Consider the following 12477-nt stretch of genomic DNA (forward strand, 5'->3'; position numbering starts at 1 on the left):
ACTTTTACCTCCTATTTACATGTTCATTTCCAGCCCCGAAACAATTCCTAGAGCTATATCTGTACCCGAAGTGGAACCTATGGCCAGTACCCTATTTAAAGCCAATAGTAATTCCTCTTCGCTACCTCTAAATAATGCCTCCATGAGATCACTTATGGACTCTCTAACCTGACCAACCGCTGCTTTCTCTAATGCCATATAGCTGATGTCGTTTGTTAAAGTCTTTGCTTGTAAAATGACTTCTTCACAAAACGAACGGTATGAACAATATCGATCATTCCTGGTGCCCATAACGGTAAACAATCCTACCAAGAAATCATCGCCGGCTGGCGTTAGGCCTGGTCCAAGACCTATGAGTGAAGTTGCATGTGTGATTGCAGTAGACATTCGCTCGTTTCGCAATTCCAATACAAGTAACTGCGTCCGTTCATGAAGCATTCTAGACATTTCATCGTCAAAAGGATCGCCGCTTTTGAAAGCCCTTTCAATTCTGCTGTTATTTCCGTGAAGATTGATATATTGCTTCATAGTGGATACATTCATTTCTAAGACATCAGGTTCTGAAGGATATTTAGGCAGTTCACAATTCCATCTCTTAACACCGTCCATTATGATAGACATCTTATTAGCAATCGATAGAACGGAATGATCCGAGCTTACAATGTCATTCGCCCTAATATCTGCTTCTTCAAAGCGATCTACATCAATAATAAGTGTATTAGGAGCATTATCGATCCCCATACACGCAATAGTATACAAATCTCCACGATCCAAACATTGAATATTGAGTGTGCGATTAAACGTGCTATGAACAAAACCATGAAACTTATGATGAATGATTCGCTGAATAAAATCGCCATCACCGGATTTTGCAAAGCTCACTAAGGTAATTGCCCTCCTTTTCACTGCGTTTTAGTTACATCGTACAAAGGTAACTTTAAGCGTAACTACCTTACGCACTAAATATATAATATACTGGTGGGGATCGTCATCGTTTAAGCGAACCAAAAAGAGTGCATCCTATTTGTGCATGTTATACAAGCGAATGTGTTAAAAGTGTGTCTGAGGAGCGTGCCAAAAATTGCTAACCGTTAAAGACTTAATGAAGATCAAGGCAATAGAGGGAATAAAGATTGTGGCTGGAGAACAAGGAATTGATAAATCCATATCTATCGTTAACATTATTGAGAATCCCGATGCCTTTGACTGGCTTTCACCTAACGAATTACTCTTATCAACAGGCTATATTTTTAAAAATAATGCAGAATTACAAAATCGAATGATTAAGGAGCTTGCAGAGCTTAACTGTTCAGGATTGGTTGTAAAAATGAAGCGGTACTTTGACAAGCTTCCTCAGAACATGATTGATGAAGCCAATAAGTATGGGTTACCCCTTCTAGAACTGCCTTTTGAATATACACTCTCTAACGTGATCTCGATCATTAATGAGAAGGTTTCTGGAAGATATGATTTGCTCAATAGAAAAACTTTAGATATACATAATTTGTTCTTCAAAATTACACTTGAAGGCGGAGGTATTGCCAAAATAACTTCCATGTTATCCGAAACGATTAGTAACCCAATTATTATCGTAGACAAGGACTGGCGGCTATTACATCACACAGAACATGCGAAGAACAACAGTCCTCTCGAGTATTATCTTGATTTTTCAAATCGACAGCCTGTTTTTAATAAAGCGTTCATCGATACGATTCCTACCAATCTAAATGAAATGAAGAAATCTATTAAGAGGACCTATCATTCAGAGGGTGCAGAAATAAAATGTCGAGTGATTCCTGTCGCTGCTTCTAACTATATTTATGGCTACATTGTGATTTGGCAGACAGTGCAAGAGCTATCTGAATTTGATTACATTATTTTGCAGCAAGCCTCCACCATCATGGCACTCGAGCTGATCAAAGCTAAGGAAATTAGCGAACTTGAAATACGAATTAAGCAGGACTCCATTGATGATTTACTTTCGGGGAAAATATCGTCCCATGAAGCACTGCAAACCTTATGTTATTTACATGGATTAAATCCGAGCTATACGTATTACAGTATGGTGATAAACATTGAAATGAACGAAGCGGATAAGTTTGAAGATATGATCATTGGAAAGTACAAAATGGAGTCCATTGCAAAAAAATGTGTGGATATCATTTATGACTTGTCGCATAAAGCGAATGGAGAAATTAAATGCTTTTACAGAAATAATAGGGTCATCATTCTAGTGGGACAAAATGAAGAAAAACCTCCTGTTTCAATTAGTGATACCAAGCTATACGCAAATGAACTACTCGAGGTACTTATTCAAAGGACGAAGGAAACACTCTTAATAGGCATTGGTCAGCAATACAGTACAATCAGCTCGCTGCATAAAAGCTTTTCTGAGGCGAACGAAATGATTAAATTGATGCAACAAAAAAAACTTCAAAACAAGGTCTCACATTTCGAAGATTATTCGGTTTACCATCTGTTGGAAGCAAATATTAAGGTCGTTGCCTTAGAAGAATTTTTCCGAAAGTGTCTAGGTAAAGTGTTTGATCATGATCAATTGCATGGTACAAGTTATATGTTAACTTTAGAAAATTACTTTATTAATAATCTGAATGTCACCGAAACTTCAAAGGCTATGTTTTTACACAGAAACACACTGATCTATCGCATTGAGAAAATAAAGGAAATCCTAAATCTGGACTTAAAGCATTCAGAAGAATTGCTGCGAATTCAATTAGCTTTAAAGATATTTAGTATTTTAAATAACACGATTTAAAAAAAACTCCCCATACAGCTGCAGGTTTCATTATTTCACCTGTCTCTATATGGGGAGTTTTATTATACATACTTATCTCGACCAGACAACATTCCAAACGTCATCACGACTCCTGAAATAACGATCAGTGTGATCAGTGGAATCGTCCACACTTGGGTCATATCGTATAAATACCCGATCAATATAGGTCCAATTGCTGCAAGCATGTATCCCGTTGATTGAGCCATTCCAGATAATTCTGCAGCTTGATTTCCATTTCGGGCACGAATTCCGATATAACTTAAGGCCAGTGGGAAATTTCCTCCCAAAGCGATACCAATCAAGATAATACTTAGGATCATTGTTGGGTAAGATGAGCCCATCCATAGTCCCCCATAACCAACAATGGAGCACATACCTAATGCGAATGCAATCCACACTTGAGAGCGTAGTCGTCCTGCAAGAATAGGAACAAGAAAACTAGCGGGTACGCCAACAATTTGTGTGAAGGATAGCAACCAACCTGCTGTCCCCCTACTTATGCCATAGTTATATAAGATTTCAGGTAACCAAGACATCGTTATATAAAATAATGAAGACTGAAATCCCATGAATAAAGCTATTTTCCAAGCGAGTGGTGAACGCCAGATTTGCTTAGCACTGATGCTTACGCTCTTTACTGCATTACCTTTGGCTGGATTTAATCGAATTAGAAGGATCCATACCAAGATCGCTATGATTGTCGGAATTCCCCATACAATTAAGGCTCCGTTCCACCCAAGCTTCAGATCATGGGCTAAAGGAATACTAATACCTGATGCTAACGATGCGAACAATCCCATAGAAGTGGAATATACACTTGTCATTAGACCGAATTTTCGTGGGAATTTCTCCTTCACAACTACAGGCAATAGAACATTCCCGATGGCTATACCTACTCCCACCAATAACGTACCAAAGAAAATAAAGAGCGTCATTGAAATAGATCGAATGCAAATACCGACCAAAAGAATAACCAAACCTAATAATAGCGTCTTCTCATTGGACATACGAGCAGCTATTCTAGGAACGAGAGACGACATAACAGCGAAGGATATCAAAGGTATACTCATTAATAAACCTGCACTCCAGTGTGCAAGTCCTACATCTGCTTGAATAATGCCCACTAATGGACCTACGGATGTAATAGCAGGGCGTAAATTAAAGGCTACCAGTATAATTCCTGTAATGAGTACAACGATATATAACGATCTCTTGTTGTCTTGTATCTGTGGTGAATGCAAAAACTAAATCTCCCCTCACGAATAAATCCTAAAAGAGTGAACTCTGCAGTACGTAGGATTAGTTATAGCACATTAGAGGATAGTTTAAAAGGATGAAGCTGTCCCAAGTAGCCATTGTTATGACTTAAAGACAGCTTCGTTTTGCTAGTATTGTATTTAGATTTCGTACCACTTAATCTCATTCGCTTCTAGCTTGAGTGAGAAGCTAGAACCATCACCACGATAAACGACCGTTTCCTGCGGCTCATAAGTGTTGTTTACGACGCAATATTTACCATTCTTAACATAGGCGTGAACCTCAACATTATAGTTTTCACTGAACCAGCGGTTTAGCTCGTGGTCACTGTGAGTACTCCAGAGGATCGCACGGTAAAGTAAGCGACTGTTCTCAAAACTATAAGGTAATCCACTGATGTAGACAGATCGTCCACTACCGAAATCATTCACAGCGAGTTGAACTTCTTTATCAACCTGACGGAGGACAGTGGTGCCCTCGAGTGCGAATATATTCTTTTTGCCTTCACCGAAATCAATGATCTTATTTCCTTCATCGTCTACACCGTAGTCCGCCGTAATGAAATGGTCCTGCTCTTCCCAGTTATATTTATCGTAACCGAGAGTGAACCCTTTTTCTTGCTCTACTCCAAGGAGACTTGCAAGCTGGAAGTACCTTCCGTTCGCTTGATGAGCTGCGGGTTCGCCCACTCCAATGAATCCGCCGCCCTCGTGAACAAATTGCTTCACTGCTGTTACAATATCTGTATCCAGCCACCAATCTCCACCTGTATAAGCCGTATCGCCATCCCCAACATTCAAAATGACATCAATTCCTTTGAGGATGGAGGGGTCCTTCTTAATATCTTCAAAACTGATGAATTTGACATCAAAGGGTGCACCAGATAACGTCTCTATGATCCCTGCATAGCTATAATTTTGTTTTTGATAGAGAGCATGATGAACCATATGATTACCCCATGCACGCATTTTCCCCCAGCAGTTGAGTACCGCAACGGTTTTGACACTGTAAGGTGTTGTTCCTTGTACATTATCATACAAAGTACGGAATTCATCACACACACTCTCGATATAGCTCATGAAATCCGGGAAATCCAGTGCTAGCTTCAAATATCCGCCATAACCAATTCGGTCAATCGGCTTGCGAAGAATCGCCCGTCTTGCAGTGACCCAGTTTATTTTAGCTTCACGTACAGGGTCTCCACCCTCATAGAATGTATCTGGAAAGAAATACGGTAGAAAACGTCCCTCTGTATAATTCACGCCAGGTATATCACTGATCAGCCGAAGGGTGGATCCATTGCCTACACTACCGACGACCGCATCTACCCCAATCGTTGAGAATTCTTCCATAAATGGCTCGGTACCAATCCAGTGATCACCAAGAAACATCATGGCTATCTTTCCATATTCATGCGTAATATCGACTAATTCCTTAGCAAGCACAGCAACCTCACGCCGTTGAAAGGCCTGAAAGTCTTGGAACTCCTTGGTCGGAATGCGGTAGTTATTATTATAGTAGCCCTGATCTATGATGTACTCAGCTCTAAACGGATAGCCCATCTCTTGTTCAAATTGTTTAAGAATATACGGACTAACGGATGCTGAATAACCATACCAATCCACATATTTCTCGCGTGCAAGCTCATCGAAGATGAGCGTGAACTGATGGAAGAAGGTCGTAAATCGAATGACATTGACATATGGATGATCTTCAATAAATTGACGTAGTCGTTGCATCGTGAACTCACGGGACTTCGGTTGGCGAACATCAAAGGTGATCTGAGGCTCAACGTTGTCCCAACCATTCGTGACTGCATTGTACATATGAACGGGATCCCACATAATATAGGCTAGAAAACTAACCGTATAATCATGGAAGGGGCTTGCATGAATAATGACACTGCCTGTTTCTTCGTTATAGTTCCATTGCTCAGTCGATATGACTTCTCCTGTGGTACGATCGATGACTTCCCACCACCGCTTGATATCATCATGACTGTTTACTTTCAGCATATCTGGATAAAGTCCCTTCATTAAAGGGATCGTGAGACTAGTACCTTCAGCAGTATAAAAAGGCGTCATAAGATACATCTGCTGGATTTCATCCGGATTTGCTTTTGCCCATCCATTTTCTTTACGAGTGGTATAGTAAGTGGAATACACCTTAGCATCGATATCCCGCAATTCTGCTGGGAAATCAGTACCATCGCAATCACGTACAGCATCCGCGCCCCAACGCTTCATGACTTCTATTGTTTCAGGAATAACATCCAGATCTGTTGGAATCGTGACCCGTCCTTTGTTCATCTTACATAACTCTCCCTTTATTTAAATTTCCGATTATAGAACCAGAGAAGACTTATTAGAAGTGCTAACCCTAGCAGCATCATTCCAAGCCCGGGTGCACCAATATTTTTTTGCCCAATAATAACGAGTACTAGCGCGAAGATGAAGACAATCAATATCAACAAATTGCGTAACGGATTACTCATAGTAGCACCTTAACCTTTCAGCCCGCCCATGGTCATGCCTTGGGTAAGCTTCTTTTGTACTAAAATATAAAGAATAAGGGTTGGCAGCATGACTAGTACTAAACCTGCATACATTTGTCCATATTCGACGGCTGATTTCTGAGCAGCCATCAGATTCATTAAACCGACTGGTAATGTTCGAAGTCCTGGCTTCGTTAATAAAGTCATCGAAATGATATATTCGTTCCAGAAGGAGAGGAAATTAAACAAGATAACCGTGACAATGCTAGGTTTAGCCATTGGCATAATAATCTGTACCATCGTTCGGAAATAGCTTGCGCCATCTACAGAAGCTGCTTCTTCAAATTCCCTAGGTAATGATTTAAAGTAGCCCGCCAGTAGATAAATAGTGAACGGAAGTGCCATTGCAGCATAGACAAGTGCTAGAATAAACAAATTATTCAAGAGAATCGGCTGTCCAAATAAATTGCGAGCAACCTTATCGCCGTTATTGAGCATGAGAAAGATCGGAACAACAATATAGTTCACATTGATAAATAATCCTGCCATAAACATCAAATTCAAGATGACGCTTCCCTTGAATTTATACCGTGCTAGCACATAAGCAGCTGGTAATGCAATGACCAGTAGAAGAGAAATCGCAATGACAGTTACGATTACGGAGTTGAACATATAACTGCCCATTTTAGCTTTCTGCCAAGCATCCGCGAAGTTCTGTAGATAAATCCCTTTTGGAAGAGCCCAAGGATTAGCATAGAATTCAACATCCTGTTTGATGGAGGCCATGAACGCCCAAGCTACAGGGACGATAATGATAATGGCTAGTAGGATCAGCACTACATAGATAAAGCCCTTATAGAACTTATCACTGGCCCCATGATGTATGAGTTTATTATTCTTCAAGTGGTCCCCTCCTTAATATTCCAAATGTTCACGGCTCGTGACTGCGTTCAGGATAGCAGCTAGTGCGAACGAGAACAGGAACACGATGACACCGATCGCCATACCGTAACCATACGAGGAGTTGGTATAAGCCTCTTTGTACATATAGCTCAAGAACACCTCAGTGGAACCGTCAGGACCGCCTCCAGTCATCGCCACAACGAACAGGAAACTCATATTGATCGTGCTGATGACAAAAAAGGTAAGTGTGGTACGGATATTCGTCCAGATTAACGGAATGGTAATGGTGAAAAATTGATGCATCCTGCCCGCACCCTCGAGGTCAGCGGATTCATATAAGCTTTCAGGGATATTTGCCATACTCGCCATATACATAACCATGTAATAACCGATAGCCTGCCAGATCATAGCACCTGCGAGTGAGAAAATAACGATTTTCTGATCACCCAACCAAAGCGTTGGGTCCGATGCTGCACCACGGAATAAATTCAAGATTGCATTTAGCAGTCCGCTATTCGGATCATAAATTGCTGAGAAAATCGCACTGATAACTACAACAGATAAGATGTTCGGTATGTAGAAGATCACTCGCAACAAATTTTGTCCTTTCAGATTCTCACGAGAAAGCACAGACGCGAACACTAGTGCAAAAGCAAAGGTAATAATCGTAACTAAAATGATCAGTAGAAGACTGTTCTGAAACGCTTGATAGAATTTATCACTATGAAAAAGTTTCTCGAAATTTTGCAGCCCTACAAAGGTTTTGTCATCAGTGTATCCGCCCCATTTGTATGTGGACATACGGAATACGTTGATTGTAGGTATGATTAGAAAAACAATGAATAGGATTACGGCGGGAGCAAGACAGAAGAAAATAAAACGCCCTTGTCCTTTCTTGATTTCCATTAGTCCATCTCCTTCTTAAGGTAAAAATAATGGTGGCCGCTTGCGCATGCCACCATTGTTCACAGATTGAATAGGTTTCTAGCGTTGCCTTAGATTATTTTAATGCTCCACGTAATTGATCGCTTGCTTTCGTAATAGCTTCAACCCACTGTGCTTGTGTCTTTGCCTTAGTCACGAGGGAATCCACGGTACCAAATACAGTATCTGAAATACTTACCCCTTCAACCGGATCTGTAGTAGCAAATGCACCCATAGCTGCCTTTGCACCACCGTCATAGATGCTATAGAAGAGTTTATTATCACCATCTAGCTTACTTGCCATGTCTTTAATAGGTTGAACTGCACCTACTTTAGCAAAAATGCCTGCTGCTTCATCTGAGTAAAGATACGCAATAAATTGTTTTGCTAGATCTGCATTTTTAGCCTTCGCAGGAACCCAGATTTGTTCAAAGAAGGTGTAGGAGAATCTGTCACCACCAGTTTTTACAGCTGGTAGAGCAGTGAATCCCCATTTAAATCCTTCTGCACGAGGGGCTTTACCCATTTCACCAACGACCCAAGTACCGTTTGGCATGAAGATAGCTTTGTTATCAAGAATAAGCTGTTGATTCTTAGTAAAGTTATCCTTATTTCCATTCGCCGGAACTGTCTTTTCGGTATAGGTTGCTAACTTATTAATAATGTCGAATGCTTGTGTTGCTTCTGGTGATTGCCATATGCCTTCAGTGTAATTCGTCGCTTTCGTGAAGAACTCAGGACCACCAACTTCGTTAAGTAAAGCATAAAAGAAAGAATCGAAGTAACCGGTAGTTGGATAGGCAAACAATGCGATTCCATCTGCTTTAGCTTTATCACCTAATGCCCACATTTCATCCCAAGTGGTAGGGACGGTCCAGCCTTTTTCCTCAAGTAAGCCAGCATTGTAGAATAGACCCGTTGGGCTATAGAACATTGGCATCAGAAAGGTCTTTCCATCACCATAAGGGTTCGTAATGGTTGTATCCGTAAACCCAGGAATAAGCTTGTCCTTTACGGTAACACTCTCACCCGGAACAGTCATTGAAAGCACGTCTGTAAGATCCGTGAGGTTATTGTCTTTAATGAAGGTTTCTGTCAAACCTTTAGGCTGACCTACGGCAAGATGGATGACGTCAGGAAAATCTCCTGATTTCATACCAGGTCCGATAACATCTTCAAGGCTTTTGTCGATCGTTGATTCAACTTTCACACCAGGGTTAGCTTTTTCAAATCCAGCAATAACCTCTTTCCATACATCAGATCCGTAAGCGGTTTCTAAAGCGGCTAGCTTAAGAGTACGAGTTTCGGCAGTCGAATTAGAATTCTTCGATGTGTTGGTGGCATCTGTAGATGTGGAACTAGAATTACTTTCAGAATTACCACCACAAGCCGCAAGACTTAGAGACAGTGCAGCTGTAAGTGCAAGGCTAAGAACTTTTCTCATAATAACCCTCCATATTTATCTTTTTATTAGTGCTGTAAGCCGCATACATAGGAGCTTTCTTACTCATTCATCTTATCCGATCGTTCGAGCTTCTTTCAACAAACATGTTGTCGTTCATTTTATATATCTTGCTTTATTAAAATTAAATTATAAATCATAGATTATTCCAATTTATTGTTATGTAGTCTAGTAATTGTGGTAGAGTAAGTTTATATCATCGCAAAGGAATGACTTCATTTGGGAAATGTACGCTACTGGCTACCTGGAAAAGGACGTGGAGAAATCCCTGCTAAGTTAATCTATGTCAGTTCTTCCATTTATGAAGGTGATTGGTACAGCATGCGTCATTGTCATAATTTTTCCGAGCTTTTTTATGTCCGAAGCGGGCGGGGTAATTTCATTGTAGAGGATGAAATCTATCCAGTGCAGCAGGACGATCTAGTTATCGTAAACCCGAATGTGGAGCATACCGAACTATCGGTTAGTAGTGATCCACTAGAATATGTCGTGCTTGGGGTTGAGGGGATGAGCTTTGATTTTGGGGATCGAAGTGCTAGCCGTAATCATGAGATCATCAATTATCGTAATCAGAGAGATGAGCTATTCTTCTATTTCAACGCCATGCTTCGGGAAACGGAAAATAAAGATGAGAACTATGAGGCCATCTGTCAAAACCTACTTGAGGTTGTAGTCACTATATTAATGCGAAACTCTGGTCATCCATTTTCCGTCGTGGCTACACAAAAAGCTAACAAGGTATGTAGTCGGATCAAACGGTATATTGACTCGAACTATTCAGAGGAGATTTCACTTGACTATCTGGCAGAAAAAGCACATTTCAGCAAGTATTATCTCGTACATACCTTCGCTAAATATTATGGGATGTCACCCATCAATTATTTAATTGAGGTCAGGCTTCGTGCGAGTAAGGAGTTACTAGAAACCACGGATCTTTCCATTTCTCAAGTTGCGGAATCCACTGGTTTTTCTTCTCAAAGCTATTTCTCACAAAGCTTCCGTCGAAGCTGTAACCTAACTCCAAGCGATTACCGGCTTCTGGCCAAGAAACAAATTCAATGACGTTCGTAGCATTGTGATAATTCTGTGAGCCCCTTCTTATAATTTTTAAAAAGGCTACTTCCTGTTTAGGAAGTAGTCTTTACTTTAGATATTTCACGACGAATAACCGCTGTCTGACTTTGCTGATCCAGTTTGTAGCATATCAACGTGATTACACATGCCGAGATCGCGAGGATAGCAGCAGCTATAGGCAGAGTGATTAATCCACCATGCTCCGCAGCCATTCCACCAATTGCGGATCCGCCTGCAATCCCCAGGTTAGAAGCTACTGGATTCAAAGATGCTGCAAGGTCCTTCGATCTTGGTGAGAACTGCTTGGCCAAATCTATCAAATAGAGCTGGGCTGGTGCGCTCACAATACTCGACATTACGGCTAGCATCATTAGTACGATCATTCCTAGAATCGAGATCGATGCAGTCATACTAAAGATGATATAGACCACAGCTTGTATAAGAAATACGAATCTAAGCTTACTTACCGCATTTCCGGTCGCAACCTTACCTCCAATCCAGTTGCTGACAATCGTAGCAATCCCATAGACAAACAATACGCCACTAATCGAGCTCTTAGGAATATTCATCACTTGCTCCAGTAATGGTGTAATGTACGTGTACATCACAAATACAGCTCCCACTGCCGTAACCGGAATGAGAAAGGCAAGAATTATGCGTCCATTCGTGAGCAGTTCGATTTGATCCTTAAGTGAGCTTGGCACTGGCTTTGGTAGTTTCCGTGGAATATAAATATAGTTTAGTACAATGGCAATACCCGCTAATATTCCGTTAAGAACAAATGCAGCCGGCCAATTGAAATGCTGCCCTACAAAAGTCCCGATCGGCACACCAAATACATTTGCAACAGCAAATCCGCTCAAAATCGTTGCGATCGCTTTGCCTCTTTTCTCAGGATTAACCGCTTCATTCGCTACCGTAATGGCTACAGAAAGAACAAAACCACTTAGCACAGCAGTAACTATTCTAGTCACTAGCAGCATACTGTACGTTCCAGTTGTAGCACTCCACAAATTTAGCAGCAGAATCAATACAAGCGATACAAGAATCGTAATTCGTTTTGGAATACGGCTGAACATGGACATCATGATTGGTGTACCAATGGCGTAAGCAATGGCGAAGCCAGATACTAAGCCCCCTGCTGTCGCCAGTGTAACTCCGAGGCTCGAGGATATTTCCGAGAGTAACCCCACAATAATATACTCCGTCGTACCCAGAATAAAAGCCATAAACGTAAACGAAAAAATTAATGCGGTCTGACGTGATGTTTTCATGTTGCTCTCCATTCATCCTATTTATCTCTATTTTTTTAAAAGCATACCTTTCCCATAATACTCATTTAGACTATATTGAGCAATGTTAATTTCTATAAAAAAGAAGCTCCTCATAAGTTCAATGAACTCATGAGAAGCTTCTAATCCATCCTTTTTTAAAGTAGTTAGTATTTCCCGTATGATCTTAGCAAGAATTATAGAAAAACTAGCCCATTTAGTACGGACTGGTTCTTTGCATATGATTATTATGTGGATAAATGTGCGGGTAAGGTGTTGGCTAGTCACAGCTCGA

Annotated in this window: 10 protein-coding genes; 2 read left to right on the top strand and 8 right to left on the bottom strand. The window is 40.7% G+C overall.

Going from position 1 to position 12477, the window contains the following annotated elements; all coding sequences use genetic code 11:
- Positions 1–15: 15 nt before the first annotated feature.
- Positions 16–882, bottom strand: coding sequence for a DUF2877 domain-containing protein (locus NSS67_RS29185; RefSeq protein ID WP_339317263.1), 867 nt, complete (start codon positions 880–882; stop codon positions 16–18).
- A 199-nt stretch (positions 883–1081) separates the two neighbouring features.
- Between NSS67_RS29185 and NSS67_RS29190 the strand changes: the two genes are divergently transcribed.
- Positions 1082–2776, top strand: a complete 1695-nt coding sequence (locus tag NSS67_RS29190; RefSeq protein WP_339317264.1) for a PucR family transcriptional regulator ligand-binding domain-containing protein — start codon at positions 1082–1084, stop codon at positions 2774–2776.
- A gap of 62 nt (positions 2777–2838) precedes the next feature.
- Here NSS67_RS29190 and NSS67_RS29195 read toward each other — a convergent pair whose 3' ends face one another.
- The 6 genes from NSS67_RS29195 to NSS67_RS29220 all read right to left on the bottom strand — a co-directional run bounded on the left by NSS67_RS29195 (position 2839) and on the right by NSS67_RS29220 (position 9819).
- A complete protein-coding gene (locus NSS67_RS29195) occupies positions 2839–4038 on the bottom strand; it encodes an MFS transporter (RefSeq protein ID WP_339317265.1) in 1200 nt (399 codons plus the stop codon).
- A 156-nt stretch (positions 4039–4194) separates the two neighbouring features.
- Complete coding sequence (gnpA, locus tag NSS67_RS29200) at positions 4195–6363, bottom strand: 1,3-beta-galactosyl-N-acetylhexosamine phosphorylase (protein ID WP_339317267.1); 2169 nt, start codon at positions 6361–6363, stop codon at positions 4195–4197.
- 17 nt (positions 6364–6380) lie between these two features.
- On the bottom strand, positions 6381–6548 hold the full coding sequence (locus NSS67_RS29205; protein WP_339317269.1) for a hypothetical protein: 168 nt from the start codon (positions 6546–6548) through the stop codon (positions 6381–6383).
- A 9-nt stretch (positions 6549–6557) separates the two neighbouring features.
- Positions 6558–7451: a carbohydrate ABC transporter permease gene (locus NSS67_RS29210; RefSeq protein WP_339317271.1), complete on the bottom strand. Its 894-nt coding sequence runs from the start codon at positions 7449–7451 to the stop codon at positions 6558–6560.
- Positions 7452–7463: 12 nt separating this feature from the next.
- Positions 7464–8357 (bottom strand): sugar ABC transporter permease, encoded by an 894-nt coding sequence (locus NSS67_RS29215; protein ID WP_060624964.1) that lies wholly within the window; start codon positions 8355–8357, stop codon positions 7464–7466.
- Between the two features lie 94 nt (positions 8358–8451).
- Positions 8452–9819 (bottom strand): carbohydrate ABC transporter substrate-binding protein, encoded by a 1368-nt coding sequence (locus NSS67_RS29220; RefSeq protein WP_339317272.1) that lies wholly within the window; start codon positions 9817–9819, stop codon positions 8452–8454.
- Between the two features lie 237 nt (positions 9820–10056).
- Here NSS67_RS29220 and NSS67_RS29225 point away from each other — a divergent pair, with 237 nt between their 5' ends.
- Positions 10057–10899 (top strand): AraC family transcriptional regulator, encoded by an 843-nt coding sequence (locus NSS67_RS29225; RefSeq protein WP_339317273.1) that lies wholly within the window; start codon positions 10057–10059, stop codon positions 10897–10899.
- A gap of 65 nt (positions 10900–10964) precedes the next feature.
- Here the strand turns inward: NSS67_RS29225 and NSS67_RS29230 are convergent, their stop codons facing one another.
- On the bottom strand, positions 10965–12185 hold the full coding sequence (locus NSS67_RS29230; RefSeq protein ID WP_339317274.1) for an MFS transporter: 1221 nt from the start codon (positions 12183–12185) through the stop codon (positions 10965–10967).
- Between the last annotated feature and the right edge of the window lie 292 nt (positions 12186–12477).

This window comes from Paenibacillus sp. FSL R10-2734, assembly GCF_037963865.1.
Taxonomy (GTDB): domain Bacteria; phylum Bacillota; class Bacilli; order Paenibacillales; family Paenibacillaceae; genus Paenibacillus_AQ.

Excerpts from the sequence above, each read along its gene's own strand:
- gnpA (WP_339317267.1), bottom strand. The coding sequence starts at position 6,363 with ATGAACAAAGGACGGGTCACGATTCCAACAGATCTGGATGTTATTCCT.
- NSS67_RS29205 (WP_339317269.1), bottom strand. The coding sequence starts at position 6,548 with ATGAGTAATCCGTTACGCAATTTGTTGATATTGATTGTCTTCATCTTC.
- NSS67_RS29230 (WP_339317274.1), bottom strand. The coding sequence starts at position 12,185 with ATGAAAACATCACGTCAGACCGCATTAATTTTTTCGTTTACGTTTATG.
- NSS67_RS29215 (WP_060624964.1), bottom strand. The coding sequence starts at position 8,357 with ATGGAAATCAAGAAAGGACAAGGGCGTTTTATTTTCTTCTGTCTTGCT.
- NSS67_RS29220 (WP_339317272.1), bottom strand. The coding sequence starts at position 9,819 with ATGAGAAAAGTTCTTAGCCTTGCACTTACAGCTGCACTGTCTCTAAGT.